Source organism: Chitinophaga sp. NPDC101104, from assembly GCF_050277495.1.
GTDB lineage: Bacteria > Bacteroidota > Bacteroidia > Chitinophagales > Chitinophagaceae > Chitinophaga.
Map to the genome: position 1 here is coordinate 16,521 of NZ_JBNNSF010000004.1, position 19,204 is coordinate 35,724.

Genomic DNA, 19,204 nt, shown 5'->3' on the forward strand with positions numbered 1-19,204 from the left:
ATGCTTACAAGCGCTACGGTAGCCATTTATCATGCTCCCGATTCGATGCTGCTTAGATATACGATGCCCGATAACCTGGGCGAATTCAAATTAGCCGCACTCCCGGCAGGCAAGCCGCTTAAGCTTGTTGTCACGCACATAGGGTACGTGCCTTTCGTAAAGCAATTGACCCTGGACGCAGGCGCCAAAGAGCTCGACCTGGGAACTTTGTACATGCACCAGGGCAAAGGCGCCCTGCGGGAAATCGTCGTAACCGCCGCGTCGCCGGTCAGAATGAACGGAGATACCCTGGAGTTTAACGCGGACGCCTTCCGCCTCGACAGTAACGCCACCGCCGAAGACCTGATCCGGAAGCTCCCCGGTTTTACCGTTTGGGGCGATGGCGATATCACTTACAACGGGAAGAAGATCCAGCAGGTTTTGGTGGAGGGAAAGGCATTTATGGGTAGCACAGACCCTGCAATCGCCACGCATAATATTCCGAAAACGGCACTGGACAAAATTCAGGTGTATCAACAGCGCGATGAGAAAAACCCGATGGACTCCACCATGTTCGCCAACATCAAGCTCAAGGAAAACAGCCAATCCGGCCAATTTGGCAAAGCGGGCGGCGGCCTGGGAACAGACAACCGGTATGCTGCAGACGGCATGCTAAGTGGCTTTAACCGCCACATACAGGTAAGTGCGGTGGGCGCATTGAATAATATCAACAAAATAGCCGCCAATACGGATGTGCTGATCAGGAACAGCGGTTACCAGGGAGAAGGGCCTGGAGAAAGCTATCAGAGCGATTTTAATATGAAAGGCCTGAACAGGCCCATGGCCGCGGGAATGAAGTTTATTTACGACTTTTTCCCAGGCACCGCCAACCTTCTGGACAGCCGGTTGAGCACGAACTATTTCGTGAACAATGTCCAGACCCGGAATGCTGATGAAAGCTTGACCAGAACGTTTCTTGACAAGGCCACCGAATTATCTGCACGATCCCGCGGGACGGCGAACAACCGGCAAACAACACAGAAATTAAACGCCAACTATGACCGCAGCACGAACAAGTATAAGTGGGAGGTCAACGCCGAGGCGGCGCTTGTCGATAACGAAACGATAACGGAAAGTCAGACAGCGCAGGAGCAGTCCGGGACAGGGATGCTGAGCAGCAGTGTTTCCCGCCGTGATAACACCGCCCACAAAAAGCGGGCGGCCACAGGCATCAGTTATACCAACTACGAGGAAAACAATATTTCCGGCCAGCGAAACCGAAAACGCGCGCCGAGGGGCTTTACGGCCGGCTACCAGTTTACGTACGACGAGCAGGAAGGGCAAGCCCATGCCCTCTCGGAGTTTCAATCTATAGCAGCGCCAGCGGAAAACCGGATTTTCGACCGACGCTACGACCGTCAGAACAGTCGCAGCTTCTCACATACGCTGAACGCCAGCTACGGCGGCCTCCGCAGGCTGATCTTCAATCACGCACAGTTGGGCGGGATCAATTTCGGGATATCGGTATCATTGTCATTAAACAGCGTGGAGAACGACGACCGCGTGCTGGACAAGGAAGCCGCTACCGGTAGATACCAGGTAAACCCTTTCCTGACGAACTACCGCCAGGTGCAGACCTCCGATTTCAAGCCGGCGTTGCAGTTCTCCAAAATGATCACACGGGAATTGACCAACCGCTACAGTAAATGGATCGACATTTCCGCCAACCTTCAGCAACAATTTTATGGATTTGAAAGCGAGGCCTGGCAACAATCGCAGGATTTGTCGTACCGGTACGCGCGCTTCCTGCCAGCGGCGTCGGTTGTCTTCAATAATCATCAGTTCGGTAGCTACGAGTCGAAATACAGCCTGAACTTTGCTACGCTCGCCGGATATCCTGCCATCAACGAACTGGCGCCATTGGCAGACAGCGCCGATTTATGGTTCATCCCGAAGGGCAATCCACGTTTGCAGCCGCAGTTCAAGAAGACGCTTTCGGCCGGCTATCATTTTGCGACGAGGAAAGGGCGGGATCCCTTGCTGATCGACGCCACTGTCAGCCTGACCCAAATTACAAGGGCAATCGGCGACAGCACTTTTTACGACAGTGCCGGCATACGTTCCATATACACGGTGAACCTGAACGGTTACCGGTCTGCAGGGGGCAACATTAGCTTGAAGAAATCGATCGAGTTGCGCGGGCAAACCGTGGAACTGGGCGCCCGTTACGTGGTTACCACCGGCCGATATCCGCAATACCAGCAACATGTGCTCAATCTAAGCCACAGTACCAGTCACCAGATGACGGCGCAAGTCAGTTACCGGCAGGGCAGCCGGCTGTCGCTCAAAGCGGAACAGGGATGGGCGCTGTACAACAGCGAGCAACAAGGCTTCAATCACAGCCGTTTCCGCAGCATCAACAGTTATTCGTTGCTCGATGGGGTGCTTCAGATACCGGCGAACCTGTATTGGAATACGCATCTTTCCTTTAACTCGAGCACCGTCCGCGGAATGGACGCCGTCACGTTCGTACGCTGGAACGCCAGCCTTACCTATCGCTTCCTCAAGGGCAAGCGCGGGGAGATAAAATACGCTGCGCTCGACCTGCTGCGGCAGAACAAGGGGATCGTGAACACGGTAACGGGCAATACCCAGACATTCGTTACCAGCAACGTGCTGCAGCAATATTTTATGATAACCCTGTCGTACTATCCAAGGAAATTTGGAAGGCACGGCGATTGACACCGTTTTTATGAATGCGAAAAGTCGCGTCACTACATTCCTCGTGGTGGGCAGCATTGGGCTCGCCTTCCTGTTTTTTGTTTTTTACTATCGATTTTCCTTCAATTACGAATTGGGGATGAACGAGCAGTACAAGCTGATATTTGTTCTGCCAGTTGTCGCTGCGGTATTGGGCCTTGCGATGCCCGGCGGAGGCAGCAACCGGCTTTATGCGATTGTGCCGGGCATGCTCATAGCACTGGGCCTGTTGCTCCTGTCTGGCGGCAAATATTCATTTTCGAACGAGCATGGCTGGGCTATTGCCGCATGCGGCCTGTTGGCCATGGGCATGTTCTGGTCTGCCGGGCAGGAAATCATTGTTGCCATATTCGTGATGGTATTCATCGTGCAACTAAGTTTAGGCTGTATGCAGCTGTACGATGCGGTACTTACGGGGCAAAGCGCTTCGCGGCTGCTCCAGGGCTCCTTGCAGAATTCGGGCGTTTTCGGCTGCTACCTGGTGATTCAGCTGCCCCTGGCGATATGGCTGGTACGCAGATATGTGGACGGAAAGTTGGGGAAGACGGTTGCACTTATAATATCGTCCGTTGCCATTGGCCTGATGTGCGTCACCGGAAGCCGTACGGCCTGCATAGCGCTGGCGGCTACAATGGCGGCGGGATTGTGTGGCTATTACAGGGAGAATCTGGCCCGGGTATTGAAAACCTGGCCTTCGTTGGCAACTTGGGGCCTCATCCTGGCCGGCACGGCTGCAGTAGCGGGCGGGGCATATGCCCTGTTCGGGATTAAAAGAATGAGCGCAACGGGAAGGCTGCTGAAACTGCAGGTGGCTGGAGCGCATTGGGCGGACCATTGGTGGTGGGGGACCGGGCCGGGGCGTTTCAGCTGGTATTATCCATGCTGGCAGGCCGCCTATTTCCGGGAAAACCCTGAGCCGCCGGCTGCATTCGTGATGAGTGCAGGGGAAAGCTACATATTGTTTAATGAATTCCTGCAGATCTTCGAAGAGACGGGCCTCGTGGGGCTTTTCATTTTTGTAGCGATGATGATCGCGGTATTTACGGCGAAATCGGTTAAGCACAACGCGCTGCTGAATGCCGTGAAACTAACGGTGGTGGCGGTGTTGGCTAGCGGGCTTACTTCCTATCCCTTCCATGTAAACGCGATTACCCTCATATTTATGATCTGTTGCGTGCTGTCCGTTGCCCTGCGGGAGAACAGGCTGCTTCCGCGCCTGCATTTGGTCGTACCGGTTAAATTCCTGCGATTGTATGTTGCGGTGGCCGTGATGGTCCTGGTGGCCGCCTTTTGCCGTGGCGCCCGGGAGCTAAGCGCGGTATGCCGGTGGGGTCAGGTGGCTGGTGTGGAGTTGCCGGATACGGAAACCGGCAGCGAATATGCTGCTTTGTACCCTGTGTTACGGAACAACGGGAAATTCCTCACAGACTATGGCCAATGGCTCTCGCGCGACAGTGCCCGCTGCAAAGATGCCGTCATCGTCCTCGAGCGCGCGAAAGCGTATTTCACCAGCCGCAAAACAATGGAGGCAACAGCGGCTGCATATGCGCAGCTTGGCCAATTTGACACGGCTCTACGGCATCGGATTTGGATATGCCAGTTCCTGCCCAACAGGTTTATGCCCCGTTACGAGCTGCTAAAGACGTACGAAGCCATGAGAGACACGCTGAACGCGCGAAAGGTGGCGCAGGATATTCTCCGGATGCCAGTGAAGGTACAATCCGCCGAAGTGTACGATGTGCTGGAAGCGGCCAGGAGAACGCTCGGCCAACAGAAGTAAAAAATGATTTTTATAGGTAAGTGCACTGACCATTTCAGGCATTGGGCGGCGCTAAATTTATTCCGATAAAATATTTTTTGCACCCAAAAGAAAATTCATTGTAATGAAGAAATTCCTGAGATGGGCAATTGCCCCTATTATGGCGACTATCATGGTTGCGAGCATGTCTTCTTTCGTTGAAGACGATGAAGGCGGCGCCGACGCCTGCAACCAGTGCCGCGTTACCGACAGGAACAAGAAAGTCGTGTTTTCCTGTAAATCGATGGCGAACGAAAACTGCTCGTTTTCCGAAAAAGTGGATACAGAACAATGGGGCGAAGTAACGGTGACCGTTAGCTGCGCCAATGCTAAAAAATGTTAAACCCGATAGCTATGAAAAAGTATTTGAAATGGATGATCGCGCCTGTATCTGCGGCCGTTATGCTGGTGAGCCTCTCCTCGTTCGTGGAAGATGATGAAGGCGATGGCGGCGGTTCCGATTGTAACATGTGCGTCGTTAAGGGAACGAAATTTGGGATGTCCGTTACCATCTTTTCCTGCAAGCCGATGGCAAACGAAAGATGTTCGCGGACGGAAGGCGGGTTCACCGTTTCCTGCGAGAACGCGAAAGTTTGTGTGAACAGAACGGAATAGCACCGGCCGGACGAAGGCACTGTGCTGCCTGGGGGCCACAAACGGCCGCCGGGCGGCACTGCGCCTGTTTTTGAATGCAACGGATTTTTTGAATAACTATTTATGCAATTACTGACAAAAAGTATCCTGGTCGCACTTTTGGCTGCTGGCGGTTTATCCGCTTGCCGGCCGGGAGGGAAAGACAAAACGATCTATTTCACCCGGAAGGATTTTCCGGAAACGAAAAGCCTTTCTGGGGAGGAAGTGCCGCTCGGCCTCCCGGGCGGAAGGCCATTACAGTACAACATCGTCCGTGATTCCCTGGCGATGGTCACCTATTGGGAATCCGATACCTATTTTGTGGATGTGGTCAACTTCCGCAACGGAAGGCTCGTCCGGCAGATCGCCCGGCGGGGGGAAGACAGCGCCGCATTCGTGAGCTGCGCGATCCGGTACCCCAATCCCGCCGACAACTACTTTACCATCCACGATATTACCAAACAACGCGTTTCGAAGTTTAATATCGATTCCATGCTGGCCGGCAGCGATTACCAGGGCATCCATTATAACCTGCCCTCTTTCGTCAAAGCCCCGGCGCTGTACGGCAACGATACATTGGTGTTGTTCAACTCGTATTTCCTGAAGCCGGGGAAAAGCCCCATGAACCCCGGCAGCAAAACTCCCGTTTTGTTCCTGCCGGTGGCAAATGCCAGCGAGGAAGGATGCATGCGGATCGACAGCCTGATGAAACCGACTTTCTTTACATCGAACGTTTCCGGCGGGGAAATACTGATCAACCCGGACCGGGATCTGATGTGGGTCGTGGATAACTACCGCGACCAAATCGTGATTTACCGCCATAAGGACAAGGTCGTCAAGCGCCTGACAGGGCCGGACAACATACGGCCCGAATACGAGCAGCACAGCGATTCCTCCGTTTACTTCAAGGACGCGGAATATTATCGTGCCTATTACCCCGGCGCATGTACAGACCGGCATGTGTATCTGCTGTACCTCGGCGTACAGGGCATCAACCTCAACGCCACGCGGGTAGAGCGGCCTGTGGCTATCCTGCAGTTCGACTGGGACGGTAACCTGGTCCGGCAGTACAACGTGAAAGAGTATTTATACAACATCTCCATTTCGCCCGATGAGAAGTTTCTCTACGGCACCACCGTCAGCAAATTCGGCGCTCCCGCAAAACTGATGCGGTACGCCTTGCCATAAACATCGAACCATGAATCTGAAATTAATGGCCTGTTGCGTTTTGCTCGGCGTTTTCACGGCCTGCGGCCACAGCCGGCCGGAAAATAAGGAGCCGACGGGTACGGAAATCCCGCCCCCCGTATCCGGAACGCTGAAGCTGCCGCCGGGAGAGCTCCGGAAATTGAAGTACAATGTCTTTTACTCCTTTAACGGCGAATGCTCGTCTTGCGTAGTGCCGCTCCTCGATTTCCTGAACAAATGCAGGGAAGGAAGGGGAGCTGTTGAAGACAGTACGGCGTACCATTTTTTTGTATTGGGAAGAGATACGGTATTGGTAAAATACTATCTGAACAAATACAAGTTGCAACTGGCCGCCAATCAATACCTGATTACGGATAAGGACAGGGCGATCGAAAAACTGAACCCGGGCATCCTGGTGACCGATGCCACCAATGTGATCCTGACCGATGCGGGTAACAACATCCTGGCAGCGGAAAACCCGTTTTCATCACAACAGTCGATGCGCGTATACGACAGCATCGGCATATTACATGTAAAATGAGGCGCATCAACCATCTCCGGCGGATCCTTATGGCCGCCGCTGCCGCCATGTCCATCTTCATGAACGCAAATGCCCAATCGGGCAAGCCCCCTGTGTTGCGGATCGACCCTTCCCAGGCGTACGGCGGCAATATCTCCGATTTTTTCAGCGACGTCACATACATCCCGCTGGAAACCACGAAGGAAAGCCTGTTTGGCGACATCGGTAAGCTTATCGTCACAGACAGCAGCTTCGTAATTGCCGACATGGACACCCGCTCCACGCTTTTCTTCCGCCCGAACGGCCGGTTTGCCGGGAAGGTGAAATGGCCGGCCAATACGATGCCCGAAATAAAGTACGACCGCTCCGGCCAGGTCATCCAGGTCTATTACATCCATCAATACGATGAGGCTAGGAAAAGCCTGGCCTATTACTCCCTGTCGGGACAGGCGATCCCGGCTCCGCGGCTCCGGAATTATGTCTACCCGCAAGGGCATTTGCCGCTCGGGCAGGGGTATTCGCTGCGTTTGAACAACTGCCAGTTCGGGAAGGGCGCCCAGCCGAAAGACAGCATTTTCTACCTGGCGGAAATATATAAGGGAGACGCATTGTACAAGCGGTTGCTTCCCTATAACCAACGCGCGAAAATGGCGTTCTGCTACCTGTTCGGCAAAGTGGTGAACGCCGGGGGGGATTTTTCGGGGTTTATCGTGCAAGACGGGGTTACCTACATGGCTACGGCGGTTGAGAACCTGATGTACCGCATTTCGAAAGATACCGCGGTGCCTGTTTACCAGGTGGTATTCCCCATGAATACCGCATATCCGCAAAGCGTGCTGCAAATGAAGGATACGCGGTTGCTCGACAGCGTGAAGGCCGCCGCCAGGCCCGTGGGCACGATCATCAGCATCAGCAAGATCTTTTACAACAAACGGAAACTGTTTTTCAAGGGAGAATCGCCGTATTACCTCTCTTACCTGAGTACAGGGGCGAACAGCATCTATAATTTCGTGTATGATACGCTGAGCCGTCAACTGGTGTCATTGGAGCGGCTGGCGCCCGATGCAGGATGCAGTTTTCTGCCTGCATTCGACCCGAGGGACGGCCTGATGATTAACGGCGTCTACCATCACGGCGGGCGGATCTATTCCTATGTGTCATCGCTGGATATGTTCAATGCAAAGGAAAAGACAAAAAACAAGCATCCGCAGTATCCGCCGGTATTGAAGGAATACTTTAAGAAGCAGACCAGGAAAAGCAATCCGGTTTTGGTAAGCATGAAACTCAAGGAATAGCACATGAAATCCTCCCTGAAAGGAATTACTGTTTTGGCGGCCATGTTGCTGATACTGTATGGATGCCTGCAGCCAGCGGCCCGGAAGCATGCGGAAAGCATTGCCGAGGCGATGGAAAGCGATAGCGTACTAATGGACGCCCTTGTGTACGCTGCTTACCATGAGGTGCTGATCCCCCTGTACTACGACGCCTGTAAAACGGATGAACGCACGGATAACCTGTATAACCCCTTTGGGCGCGCCGCTATCGATACCGTTTATGCGCGGGATTGGGAACAGGCCGGGAAGATCCGGGTTTGCAGGCAATTGCAGCAGGTAATTGGGCAGCATATCAGCATCGGCGGCCCCTTCCGCCTCCGGTTGCTGGCGGAGCTGGAGTTCCTGAAGGCAATGTTGTATTACGCCATGGTGCAGCGGTACGGTGGCTTCGTGACGGCCGCTGCCAATGGTGAGGGGCCACTTTTCCACCCCGCCGGGAACCGGGCCTCACTGTCCGCAACTTACCGGTTTACGATAGACGCCTTCCGGCGGAGCATGGTACATCTTCCGGAGGAACGGAATGCCGTCCGGGCAAACAAAACCGCCGCAAAGGCTATGATACTTCGTGCGGCCTTACAGGCCGCCGCCTGTTTACCCGACGAAAAAAACGCGTACCTGGCACTTGCCTTGCAAACCGGGAAGGAAATACTCTCGGAAGGCGCTTACAGCCTTGATCAGGACTATGCCGGGCTGTTTAACAGTTTCGACGGTAGCCGCAATAGCCGCGAGACGATTTTCGGCATTTGCAGGCTACGCGCCTATACCAGCTTCCAGCAAACGCTGATGCAAGACCTGGTCGTCAACCAGGCCAACTCGAAAATGCGGGAAGGGTACGGCCCGTTGTTGCAGGACCGGTTCGATGGATGGTCGAAACGATACCCCACGCAGGACCTTACGGACGCTTATCTGGCCGTGGATACCGATGGCGTGGCGAAGCGGTGGAATGAAACCAGCCGGTACAAAGCATTCCGGCCCGGGCTCGACGATGCCATGGCGGTTTTATACGCGAACCGGGACCGTCGTTTTTATGCGAGCATCGTGCATGATTCATCGCGCTACTTCAACAGCACCGTATTTACGAGGGATAGCGGCAATCTCAATACACGGGCACGTGTAGACGGGAACGACATCACGCCGACGGGTTATTACGTCCGGAAACTGCTGTACGAGACCAAAAAAGTATGGTACACGGATGGTACCGACCATTTTCTGCCGTTGATACGGCTGGGAGAAGTGTACCTGAATCTTGCGGAGGCCAGCTGCCAGGCTGGCGACAGCCGGCAGGCCATCGGCTATATGAATAAAACCCGCACGCTTCACGGCGGGTTGCCGGCGCTAAGCATGGACACGCCTTTGCCAGTGGTTTGGGACATTTATCAGGACGAAAGGCGGGTGGAATTGTTTTTCGAGAATGACCGTTATTGGTCTTTGATCCGTTGGGCATTATGGAAAGGAGGGCCGGCGGTGAAGGAACTGGATAAAAGCGTGGACGCAATAAAAATCTCAGCGGATGGAAGAAGTTTTAAGATACTCAGGGGGCCCGGGGAAGTTTACAAAACGGGGTGGCTGCCGGGAAGCCGTTTTTTGTTGCCGGTACCGCCTTTGGCGGGGGAGCCTCGTTAAATGGGCGATCGCGGTTGCGGCAGTTGCATTTTGGACGGCCTGCAGTGTCCGTCCGGGGCTTGATATCGACTTGCTGGTCGGGGAATATTCCGTACGGCCGGAAGATTCCCTGAAAAAGGAAGCCGCGCTGTTTTTTAAGGAGCATCTGGCAAGCCAGTACAGTGAAGTGAACGACTTCCGCGACGAAATTTCCGGGGAGCCGGTAGTCCTGGATTGGGACCGTATGGAAGGCGAAGTTTCCATTGCAGAATTGATTGCGGGCAGGCATCTTGCGCTCACCAGAAAGCAGGTGCCCGACGCCGGTATCGTGACGAACGAGATACTCAAATCGCACATCGAAAGCTACGACTTGTATATGCGGAAATGGGCATGGAACCGGAAGGCCGACCGGCGTACGCTTCATAATTACCTGCTGGCATATAAAGTATTCCGTGAGGAGCCCGGTGCATGGCGGGAATATTTCATCGAAGCACATAACGATTATCTGAAAAAGGTATTGGCGTCCCGGCGATTCGGGCTGGGCTGGTTTGGAGAAAACCCTACGCAACATGCGATCGTGCTGATGGATATGGCTAACAACTGGTTCACGTATGAGGATGCAGGGATGGGAGGCAACGGGTCCCTGTCTTTCCCGTTGATGAAATGCGTCCGGAAAGGCAATTGCTATTTCGGGGCGTATACGGGGGTGTATATATTGCGCAGTTTTGGGATTCCCGCAGCATTGGATATCGTACCCTGCTGGGGGAGCAGAAACGGTGGCCACGCGGAGGTTGCGGCATTAGACAGTAATGGTAAAATGGGCGCGATCCCCCGGCATCAACTGGTGCACGCCGCCAAGGTGTTCCGGCTGGGCTTCCTGCCAGTGAACATTTGGCGGGATTCGATCCGGCCGCTTATTGAAAAGGATTCTTTTATGTTGCCCGCTATCGCACATGATTACTGGGAAGATGCGACGGCGGACCATACGGGCGCTGGTGATATCGAAACCGTCATGCCCGGGCCCATGCACCGTAAGTTGGCCTACATCTGCGCTTTTAATTACGGTGAATGGCAGCCGGTGTATTGGGGAAAGGTGAATGCCGGGGGAGCGGTTGCTTTCCGGCAAATGGGGAAGGATGTGCTGTATTGCACTGCATGGCCCGAAGGGAAAGGGCTTCGGCTGGCCGGCCGGCCGTTTGTCTGGGATTCTTCCGGTCGGCAACAGGTATTCTCGCCGGACACGCGCCGCCTCGTGAAGATGAAGCTCACGAAACTCAATACGGGTGCCAGGGCGTGGGTGGAAAAGGGAAGGGCCTACACCCTTTATTACCTGGGAGCGGAAGGAGAATGGCTGGCTCTAACTGACGTCCGCTGTGAGCGGGATGCCGTGCTGCCGGAAGTGGAAGCCCCGGCAGGTGGTATCTACCGCCTGGTCGACAAGCACGGAGATGGCCGCCTTGAACGGCCGTTTGAATATAGGGAGGGTCAACAGGTATGGAGATGATGCGAGAGGGTTGAAATGCCTCGGGTAAAACCGGTGCGGATGCTGCCCCTCGTGTTAACCCGTGCTTTATTTGCTACGGAATTGTTGAATGCGCATGGGAAAAAAGCGTCATCCAGGATACAGCACTTTTTCCTCAAACAGTAATTCCTTAAACGATATTCGCCTTTGGGGGAAGTGTGTTGCAAGACCTTTTCTTCATTGGCTTACACGTGCATGCAGTTGCCTGTTTATTGGTGCTGGAGAGTGAAAAAGTGGACTCGCGACTATAACTGCCATGTATTTTTAGACATGATAAATATGAATAATATAATATCGCATAATAGAATGACATGTCAAGCTGAAAAGTTCGATAATTGTCCCTCCCAGCCCGCAGAAGGGGACAAATCATGTAAAAAGTGATTGTCCCCTTTTTTGTTTTTGGTCAGATCTGGAGAGTAAAGTTCGATAATTTTCCCTCCCGGCCCGCACGATTTAGAGGAGATCCGCGCTAGGCAAGTTTTTTTTTGTTGAATTCCCTTTTGCTTATAATGATCCATATTGAAGTAAACGGATCAAGTCAAATTCTAAGGCGCTGGTAATGGCAACCGAATGTCTCATCTGGCACCATTGATCTGATGATGCTAAGTAGGTTTGAAATCCTCCAGCCCTTATCAATGTTACCTTAGTAACTATTTAATCGAACAGTAATCGCCATTGGATAATATGTAACCTGCAGGAAGCTCTGCTTTTGAAAACCATCATCCGGACATCGACATCCAACGCCAGGGCAGTATCGTAAACCCGCTGAACAGCGCCATCCTGCAGTCAGGGAGAGCAACCACACCACCGTTACAAGTTTCTGCTTCCTATTCCCCATCACGTCCTCACATAGTCTCCGCATCAAGTCCACCTCTTCATTCCTGCCCCAGCATTTTCTTTGCGTTTCAATTCCGTTTCCTTTCGATTAACCACCATGGCTTAACCGTGTTGCCTACAATTTCTACATCCGGATAACAAACACGTGGAAAGAATTCCCATTCATTCTCCCAAATACCGTTTCCTTTCTGCAACTCGACCCTACAAAAAATAAGGTGCCAAAACTGGCACCTTCTAAATCATATCCCTATTGTCACAGCCGTATAACTTACCGGCATTCGGGCAACGCCAATAAATTATCGTTCCATTTACCGTCTGCGTACGTTCTCAAATACTTCCCGTTAGCGCCTTCCACCACGCCCACTTCTGCCCTGTTGCCGCGAACCAGCGTATAGAAGGAGTGTGTCCTTTTCTCAATATGCGCTATCGCCTCGCCCCTGGTCAGCTTCCATGTTGGGCCGCCAACATGCGTGATACCCTCATGCGAATCGTTACGTGGCGTTTTGTTAATACAGGTAATCTGGAGATCTGCCATAAATCTAATTTTTAGTAGTTATGATGAAATTTATTTTATGCCAATAGAAGACAACCTATCCATTCGTCGCCATCGGTACACGGTCCATATCATACCATTCCACTGTTTTATGCAATACTTCTTCGAAATTGAAAATATCGTCCACTGTAAATATCTCAGTCTTCGTTTCCTTCTTCTGTTCATCGAAGGTGCCAATGTATTTGCGGGAGCCATGCATGTACAAACGGCAGATCGTTTTCCGGTTATTGTCGTCCAGCAGTATGGCGAAGTAGGATTGTGCATCCCGATGAGCTACCCTTGCCGGATTGATGTGTTTGCGAAGGATGGTTTTTACGATCATATACCCTTCTTTCTCTTCGTCGGTAGTCTCGATCAATAGGCCCTTTTCCGCAGCAACGGCAGTTACATCCCTGTCCGCGGCAGTCTGTTCTGGTTCACTTTCTTTCTTTAATGCGGAGGTGAGCCTTTCGGTGATCAAGTCGTTGATATATTGTTGGATCGACTTTCTGGTGAGCCCGCCCAATTGCTCCACGACTTTGGAAGTTAGCATCCCCCGGTAGATCTGTTTGGCGAATAACTTTACCAATCCTTCAGAAGGGTTCTGGAATTCCTCCACCATCAGTATTTTCAGCTCGTTCATATATTTTAGGTCGCTGGCGGTATTTTGTATACTCTCGATGTTGAAATACGACTTATGGAACTTCTTCAGCTCTTCAACCTGATTATCTTTTATATCCGTCACGTTGAATTCGAAAAACGGCTTTTCGTCCATCTTGTTCGGCTCCATCAGGTCGGTATAAAAACGGTACACGATCCCGTTCGACAGCAGGCCGAATTTCGCCTTCGTTGTATGAAAGTATCGGAAGAGCTGGGAGTTATGAGGGTCGAGGCTTTCGCCCCAGTGCTTACATTCGATGAGTATGGAAGGCTGTCCTTCCTTCAGAATCGCATAGTCGACCTTCTCACCTTTTTTGATCCCGATATCCGCGACGAATTCCGGCATCACCTCAAAGGGGTCGAACACATCGTATCCCAGCACTTTGATAAAAGGCATGATAAAAGCATTCTTTGTTGCTTCTTCTGTTTGAATCTGGGATTTCAGCTTTTCGACTTTGTCACCGAAAAGCTTGATTTCATCTTTAAAATCCATATAAATCGGTAGTTAAAAGTGTATGATAAAACTTGAACGCTATTTGAAGCCTCTTCCCAGGGCATCCAGCCGCCGCATTTGGATATTCATATGGTGGAGCACGGCTTTCTCGTAGTCGTTAGCCCTGTCTCCCATCTTACTGAACAGCACCAACATTTCGATAAAAAGGAAGAATAGAATCCATAGGAACCAGAATGCCATTGCCACATGCGATGCCGATAACATCCGCGCCATGATCGTGAGCTCGTCCAGGAACCCCGTACTTTCCTTCATCTCTTTTTCCAGCGCAGGTTTCATATGTAACAACTCGTTTTCCTTCTGGTTACATTGCTGCCGCATAGCGCCGATGGTGGAATCCAGCGCATATGTCAATGCAATCTTTGGGTTAGGCACCAATATTGTCGAAACACTACCCTCATTGACTCTTTTAAGAATCGTAGTATCTTTCCCGGCGGAGGTTACAGCATGCACCGGTACAGTTCTCACCGCAGAGCTGGAAGATGTCACGGATATCGTAGGGCGCTTGGTAATTTCCTCTACATAACTCTCCTTCTCTGTTTCTTTCTGGTTGATGACGGTGTCTATCGCGGCAATCTGTCTTCTTAATTCTTCCGTCTTTGAGGGTAGAATCTTATCCACTTTCTCCGAGACGTAGGAGATCTTCTCGATTTCTATGTCCTTTTCAAATAATATCTGATCGATGATCACAGCCCCGAGGATAGACATCATGAAAGCCAGGCATCCCCTGAATATCAGCAGCAATCGGCTTGGGTTGATAGATAACACGATCTGCTTCTCCACCTGTACAATAATCACCGTCGACAATGTCCCTGCCAGCAAGCACCCCGGCAGCCCCAGCGAAAGGTAGCGGTGCGCGAATGTAAAACCGATAAAAAACCACAGGATACAAACGATCAGCATCGCCGCCGTGAATTTCTTAACGGACTTGAAAGCCGCCTCGCTGCAATTCCGGAGGATGCTGTAATTGTACCCGATCAGGAAACAGCCGAAACGAATCCATAGATGTTTCATAAATGTTGGTTTAAAAGCTTTTATTCAGGATCATATGACTGGAAATAGCCGCCAGGCCGTTCCGGAATCCCCGGGTGTAACTTATGATGATGCCATGCCCTACCCCTTCGTTCTTCTTTGCCTGCTCTTCGATCTCCTTTACCTGGCCGATATGGCTCTCGGCGATCTCTTTCTTTACCGTAAGCTCTTCCACCGTATCTATCATTCCGCTCCTGCTCCTGCTGGTGATATGGAAATCGATCTGCCGGATGAAGTCTTCATAAAATGTCTTCACCTTCCGGATCGACCGCTCCAGGTCGTTCTTCAACGCGATCACGTTTTGGTCCAGATGCGTGGTGTCTGGGTTGATCAGCGCATCGTTATAACCTTTCGTTTCGAAATTCTTGTCGAGAAACTCGTACAACAGGTGAATCCCCCCGATCTGCGGCGTAGCCGCTTTCTCCTCCGCCTCCTCATTCTCCGGCGCTTCCTTTTCTATAAAAGTGGATTCCGGAATATCAGGGATAACGCTGTCTATCGCCAAAGCATGGCTATGCCCGTTCGGCCGCTGCCGGTTGAAAATATCGAATAAGCCCATGGTGTTTTATTTGATGATGATTGTTGGCACTCTATACCTGCTGTGCCCCTTACTATGACAGGTTTCGCACAAAGTGATGAGTAAATGGCCCGGGTAGTCCCAGGGCAGCCGGTACTTCTGTTCGCCCGCCAGAAAGTGATACTGGCGATGATGCACTTGCAGGTCCTGATCGCTGCGGCAATGCACGCAGCGGTGCATATCACGCTGAAGGATTTCCCTGCGTCGCGCTTTCCAGTTGGGGTGAAAAAGAAGCGCACCATAACTGCCGTGGGATTTCGCTTCCGCTGATGCCGGTTCCCGCGGAGCAGATAGTGGCGGCTTTTCCGGAATGTCCAGCTGGATAAACCGGCGATAGGACTGATCCCCTTCGAACTGTAAATATTTCAACGGGGGATGATTGGGAGTTGAGGTCATAACACAGGAATAAAATGATTGAAATACGGTTTCGGTTACTGCCGGTTTAATCCTCCCACTTGCAAAGGCTCCGTGTTTTCGAAGCTTTATCGAGGGGCATGCTGACGATCTTATGCTTACAATTGCTCAATCCCCGGCAATTAGATTTATAATGATATTTTGTGGCACTCTTGCTTTCGCAAACGTATACCGTAACCTGGCTGCAGTTAACATGGGAAGAGAGCAACCAGGCGAACAGGAGAATTTTCATAGCCTGACTGGTTCAATGCGGGTTACAAATGGATGTTCGCTTTACTTAGGAAGTGTGGCAGGGATGGCAGCAATAATAGCACCCGTTCGTTCGCTGATAACGCTTCTTTGCCTCACGAACCGCTTCGCGGCAGGTATCGAACTCCCCCAGGTAGGTGACATTGTACATTAAAGTAAAAAATTTGCAGGTGGCAACATGTACCTCGTAATCGCCATTTGGCTGAGGATTGTTGTTTACGTAATACTTCTGCTTCATAGCGTAGTTGTTTTATGAATCAAAAGTATACCTGCTGTCTTGCCTGATTTTATGGGAAACCGTAATTCACTGAATTTGATGAAATTTTTCAGCGATGTTCAGATTGCGCCGAGCTCCTTGCAATGCAGGACCAGCTGTTCATTTTTCGTAAAACCGAAAGCCTCTTTCATCTGGTTAAGCCGCTTCTCGATACTGCTCAGGCCAGCGGGTTTTATTCCATTTCGCTGGAGATGGGCGGGAATGTCTTTTTGCAGCATCCCCTGCGCCAGCAATGTAAGGATAGTGATATCGAATTCCGAAAAGGAATAGGCATTCTTTTTGTCTGCCGGATGGCCGGCATTCCGGGGAAAATACCGACGGTGCCTGGCTAGCTCATGGATAGCTTCTTTCAGTTCTCGGGCATCGTTGCGGGCCTTGCGAACGAACCCGTCTATGTCTTCCAGTCTAAAAAGCTGTTCTATCACCGCCGGTCTGCTTTCTGCCGAAAAAACAAGCACCTTCAGGCCCGGCTGCACTTTTTTCGCAGCAGCTACGAGCGCTATTCCGCCGGATAGCACCTGTTTATTATTGTCCGGTTCAAAATACAGGTCTGTGATCAGGAGATCGAAGGGTTCTCCTGCCTTTTGGCTATGCTCGATCCTGTTCAGGGCGTCATCACAATAATAGACGTATGCCGTATCGGTGATGCCCAGATCTTCCAGTGTTTTCCGCACCGAAATATTGGCGCTTTCATGGTCTTCGGCGATCAGTACTTTTGTAATCATACAGTTTGAGCTATTGGAAACGAAATATGGATCCTTGTCCCTTTTTCAGGACGATCAAATGTAATTTTGCCACCATTCTTCTCAATACGGTTTCCCGTACTCCTCAATCCGTTCCCGTAACTAATTTGCGGAGAAATCCCGATGCCGTCATCGGAATAAAGCACCCATACCCGGCCATCCTGCTGACTGAACTTGATCATCGCGGAGCGGGCCTGGCTGTGCTTCTTCATATTTACCAACAATTCCTGCAGAATATGTACTATTTCCTGTTGAATTTTTGCATCGACCTGCCCCCAGAGCCCCGGGCCGTTCCCAAAGATGGCAACTTTGATTTGATCCGACCCGAAGGATTGCAGCAGATCATCCAATCTCTCGTGGAATGGAATCCCCTGCGCCCCGGGGCTTTCATAAGAAATATCGCGGGATTGTTCATATAGTGCTTCGATCTTGTCGATCAGCTCCTCCTTATCGAAGGGCTCCTTGTGCTCCAGCTCCGCCATGACGCGGTATAAGCCGTTGGCCACCACGTCGTGCACGCGCTGGGAAGTTTTCAACCGGTCCGCTTGAATTTCTTGCCGGGATTCGGCCTCAATCTGCTGCCGGCGCCGCCGCGACCGGCGCGCAAGCGTAACCACGATGAAAAGGGACAAAAGAAGGATAACGGCTACGACAAACCAAAGCGCCACCAGCTGGGTTTTCCGCTGGGCATTGTCTTTCTGCAATTGCAGGTTGTCTGCTTTGCTTTTCTCTGTTTCGAACCGGATGAGGGCAAATTGGTTTTTCGCCGCGTTCTTGGCCGTTTGCAGGCTGTCGGTAAGAAATTGATAGCGATTGAAATATGTTTTTAAGGCGTTAGCAGGGCTTAATGTAATGAGTTTGGAAAGCGCCTCTACCTGGTCGTCCGGACTTTTCATTTCCTGGGCCGCTTCATATCTTTTCTCTGCATAGTAAAGGGCTGAATCGGGCGAGGAAGCGGTATGGAAATCGGACAAATGGGCGTAACTGGCATTCAGCCCCCGAGTGTCGTTGGAGTCGCGGCGGATATGTAATGCATATTGCAACTCTGGCCCGGCAGGATACGTAGAATCCCTCAGCCACTTGGTTTTGGCGTAGTTGGACAAGATGCGCGCAAACTCCTTTGACTTATCCTTGCTCTTGGTTAGCAGCGATTTGTACAACGCGGCGGCCTTGTCATAGTCGCCCTTCTTCTGGTAAATAAGGGCGATGCTATTATTGGCAATGGCTTCGTCGCCCGGATGTTTTATATATTTGAATGCCTTTTGAAAGTAACCGAGCGCCGCGTCATAGTCTTTGAGATTCAGGCAGATGTTGCCTAACTCATGGTAGTCTGCGCTCAGACAGTCGTAATCTTCAGGTTTATCCTCGTGCAAAAAAGCAAGGGACTTCAGCAGGCTTTCCTGTCCGCCGTATTGATCTCCCTCATAAGCCTGGATGATGCCCATGTAAGTATAGGCCATCGCAACATCAAGACTGTCGTTACCGGCGGTGGTGGCAACGAGATTGAAATAATAAAACGCCGAGTCGTTATCGATATTAAAGAGAGCTACCCCTTTATCCAGCGTAGGGGCGGATACGGGTTGCGGGGCTTCCTGGTTGGATGAACAGGCAAAAATGCCACCGAGTAGTATAGGCAGGATGAAGTGTAGGGGGCGCACTAAGGTTATTTCTATTAAAAATATTGAATTCTCCCGTTCCAGGGAACTATTCCTGGCAGATAAAAAAAATGAGGCAAGAAAACTCTTGCCTCACCAAAATTAAGCGTCAGGGCTTTTTGGGGGTGATGGTCCCGGTTTCGCCACCGGTATCTCCGAAAGTAGTAACCTGTTCGCCATTGTTGTTGTTGTTATTACCGTTGTTGGAATGGCTGGGGCAGAGCAATGCCAGGAAGAAGCCTAATATAATGTGAATCATTGTTTTAAATGTTTGTGGGTAAAAAAAAGGGCTGCCGGTTGCCGGGGCATCCGGCAGCGGTTTAGAGTCAGTCAAGAAGCGCTTCTTGTTTTTTTTGGGAAGGAGTGCGGGCGTGGATCGCG

General features: G+C 51.5%; 18 protein-coding genes. 9 read left to right on the forward strand and 9 right to left on the reverse strand.

Features of this window, described 5'->3' with window-relative positions; translation table 11 throughout:
• The 9 genes from ACQKLP_RS23825 to ACQKLP_RS23865 all read left to right on the forward strand — a co-directional run bounded on the left by ACQKLP_RS23825 (position 1) and on the right by ACQKLP_RS23865 (position 11,318).
• Complete coding sequence (locus ACQKLP_RS23825) at positions 1–2,721, forward strand: outer membrane beta-barrel protein (RefSeq protein WP_427325520.1); 2,721 nt, start codon at positions 1–3, stop codon at positions 2,719–2,721.
• Between the two features lie 10 nt (positions 2,722–2,731).
• On the forward strand, positions 2,732–4,519 hold the full coding sequence (locus tag ACQKLP_RS23830) for an O-antigen ligase family protein (protein WP_427325522.1): 1,788 nt from the start codon (positions 2,732–2,734) through the stop codon (positions 4,517–4,519).
• Between the two features lie 139 nt (positions 4,520–4,658).
• Complete coding sequence (locus tag ACQKLP_RS23835) at positions 4,659–4,880, forward strand: hypothetical protein (RefSeq protein WP_427325524.1); 222 nt, start codon at positions 4,659–4,661, stop codon at positions 4,878–4,880.
• An 11-nt stretch (positions 4,881–4,891) separates the two neighbouring features.
• Positions 4,892–5,152: a hypothetical protein gene (locus ACQKLP_RS23840; RefSeq protein WP_427325526.1), complete on the forward strand. Its 261-nt coding sequence runs from the start codon at positions 4,892–4,894 to the stop codon at positions 5,150–5,152.
• Between the two features lie 102 nt (positions 5,153–5,254).
• A complete protein-coding gene (locus ACQKLP_RS23845; RefSeq protein WP_427325528.1) occupies positions 5,255–6,358 on the forward strand; it encodes a BF3164 family lipoprotein in 1,104 nt (367 codons plus the stop codon).
• Between the two features lie 10 nt (positions 6,359–6,368).
• Positions 6,369–6,899, forward strand: coding sequence for a hypothetical protein (locus tag ACQKLP_RS23850; RefSeq protein WP_427325530.1), 531 nt, complete (start codon positions 6,369–6,371; stop codon positions 6,897–6,899).
• Positions 6,896–8,173, forward strand: coding sequence for a 6-bladed beta-propeller (locus ACQKLP_RS23855; protein WP_427325532.1), 1,278 nt, complete (start codon positions 6,896–6,898; stop codon positions 8,171–8,173). The genes ACQKLP_RS23850 and ACQKLP_RS23855 overlap by 4 nt, the downstream gene beginning before the upstream one ends.
• Before the next feature lie 3 nt (positions 8,174–8,176).
• A complete protein-coding gene (locus ACQKLP_RS23860; RefSeq protein WP_427325534.1) occupies positions 8,177–9,835 on the forward strand; it encodes a RagB/SusD family nutrient uptake outer membrane protein in 1,659 nt (552 codons plus the stop codon).
• A 70-nt stretch (positions 9,836–9,905) separates the two neighbouring features.
• Entirely contained in the window at positions 9,906–11,318 is a 1,413-nt protein-coding gene (locus ACQKLP_RS23865; RefSeq protein ID WP_427325536.1) for a hypothetical protein, read from the forward strand.
• 1,123 nt (positions 11,319–12,441) lie between these two features.
• On the opposite strand, the gene ACQKLP_RS23870 is transcribed toward ACQKLP_RS23865, so the two are convergent.
• From ACQKLP_RS23870 to ACQKLP_RS23910, 9 genes are all read right to left on the reverse strand, one after another.
• The gene (locus ACQKLP_RS23870; RefSeq protein ID WP_427325537.1) at positions 12,442–12,708 is read right to left on the reverse strand and encodes a DUF3892 domain-containing protein; all 267 of its coding nucleotides are present in this window, start codon (positions 12,706–12,708) and stop codon (positions 12,442–12,444) included.
• A 55-nt stretch (positions 12,709–12,763) separates the two neighbouring features.
• The gene (locus tag ACQKLP_RS23875; protein WP_427325539.1) at positions 12,764–13,858 is read right to left on the reverse strand and encodes a type I restriction endonuclease; all 1,095 of its coding nucleotides are present in this window, start codon (positions 13,856–13,858) and stop codon (positions 12,764–12,766) included.
• A 39-nt stretch (positions 13,859–13,897) separates the two neighbouring features.
• Positions 13,898–14,890: a DUF4407 domain-containing protein gene (locus ACQKLP_RS23880; RefSeq protein WP_427325541.1), complete on the reverse strand. Its 993-nt coding sequence runs from the start codon at positions 14,888–14,890 to the stop codon at positions 13,898–13,900.
• 10 nt (positions 14,891–14,900) lie between these two features.
• Positions 14,901–15,467, reverse strand: coding sequence for a hypothetical protein (locus ACQKLP_RS23885; protein ID WP_427325542.1), 567 nt, complete (start codon positions 15,465–15,467; stop codon positions 14,901–14,903).
• A 6-nt stretch (positions 15,468–15,473) separates the two neighbouring features.
• Positions 15,474–15,881, reverse strand: a complete 408-nt coding sequence (locus ACQKLP_RS23890) for an HNH endonuclease (protein ID WP_427325544.1) — start codon at positions 15,879–15,881, stop codon at positions 15,474–15,476.
• A 295-nt stretch (positions 15,882–16,176) separates the two neighbouring features.
• Positions 16,177–16,386 carry a hypothetical protein gene (locus ACQKLP_RS23895; RefSeq protein ID WP_427325546.1) on the reverse strand — a complete coding sequence of 70 codons (210 nt, stop codon included), beginning with the start codon at positions 16,384–16,386 and terminating at the stop codon, positions 16,177–16,179.
• A 98-nt stretch (positions 16,387–16,484) separates the two neighbouring features.
• Complete coding sequence (locus tag ACQKLP_RS23900) at positions 16,485–17,150, reverse strand: response regulator (RefSeq protein WP_427325547.1); 666 nt, start codon at positions 17,148–17,150, stop codon at positions 16,485–16,487.
• Positions 17,147–18,826, reverse strand: a complete 1,680-nt coding sequence (locus tag ACQKLP_RS23905) for a tetratricopeptide repeat-containing sensor histidine kinase (RefSeq protein WP_427325548.1) — start codon at positions 18,824–18,826, stop codon at positions 17,147–17,149. Before ACQKLP_RS23905 ends, ACQKLP_RS23900 begins: the two co-directional genes overlap by 4 nt.
• 106 nt (positions 18,827–18,932) lie before the next feature.
• Positions 18,933–19,082 (reverse strand): hypothetical protein, encoded by a 150-nt coding sequence (locus tag ACQKLP_RS23910; RefSeq protein WP_427325550.1) that lies wholly within the window; start codon positions 19,080–19,082, stop codon positions 18,933–18,935.
• Positions 19,083–19,204: the final 122 nt, after the last annotated feature.

Coding starts and splice junctions, on each gene's coding strand:
- ACQKLP_RS23830 (WP_427325522.1), top strand. CDS start 2,732: ATGAATGCGAAAAGTCGCGTCACTACATTCCTCGTGGTGGGCAGCATT.
- ACQKLP_RS23900 (WP_427325547.1), bottom strand. CDS start 17,150: ATGATTACAAAAGTACTGATCGCCGAAGACCATGAAAGCGCCAATATT.
- ACQKLP_RS23825 (WP_427325520.1), top strand. CDS start 1: ATGCTTACAAGCGCTACGGTAGCCATTTATCATGCTCCCGATTCGATG.
- ACQKLP_RS23895 (WP_427325546.1), bottom strand. CDS start 16,386: ATGAAGCAGAAGTATTACGTAAACAACAATCCTCAGCCAAATGGCGAT.
- ACQKLP_RS23845 (WP_427325528.1), top strand. CDS start 5,255: ATGCAATTACTGACAAAAAGTATCCTGGTCGCACTTTTGGCTGCTGGC.
- ACQKLP_RS23890 (WP_427325544.1), bottom strand. CDS start 15,881: ATGACCTCAACTCCCAATCATCCCCCGTTGAAATATTTACAGTTCGAA.
- ACQKLP_RS23885 (WP_427325542.1), bottom strand. CDS start 15,467: ATGGGCTTATTCGATATTTTCAACCGGCAGCGGCCGAACGGGCATAGC.
- ACQKLP_RS23875 (WP_427325539.1), bottom strand. CDS start 13,858: ATGGATTTTAAAGATGAAATCAAGCTTTTCGGTGACAAAGTCGAAAAG.
- ACQKLP_RS23910 (WP_427325550.1), bottom strand. CDS start 19,082: ATGATTCACATTATATTAGGCTTCTTCCTGGCATTGCTCTGCCCCAGC.
- ACQKLP_RS23850 (WP_427325530.1), top strand. CDS start 6,369: ATGAATCTGAAATTAATGGCCTGTTGCGTTTTGCTCGGCGTTTTCACG.
- ACQKLP_RS23855 (WP_427325532.1), top strand. CDS start 6,896: ATGAGGCGCATCAACCATCTCCGGCGGATCCTTATGGCCGCCGCTGCC.
- ACQKLP_RS23870 (WP_427325537.1), bottom strand. CDS start 12,708: ATGGCAGATCTCCAGATTACCTGTATTAACAAAACGCCACGTAACGAT.
- ACQKLP_RS23880 (WP_427325541.1), bottom strand. CDS start 14,890: ATGAAACATCTATGGATTCGTTTCGGCTGTTTCCTGATCGGGTACAAT.
- ACQKLP_RS23860 (WP_427325534.1), top strand. CDS start 8,177: ATGAAATCCTCCCTGAAAGGAATTACTGTTTTGGCGGCCATGTTGCTG.
- ACQKLP_RS23835 (WP_427325524.1), top strand. CDS start 4,659: ATGGCGACTATCATGGTTGCGAGCATGTCTTCTTTCGTTGAAGACGAT.
- ACQKLP_RS23840 (WP_427325526.1), top strand. CDS start 4,892: ATGAAAAAGTATTTGAAATGGATGATCGCGCCTGTATCTGCGGCCGTT.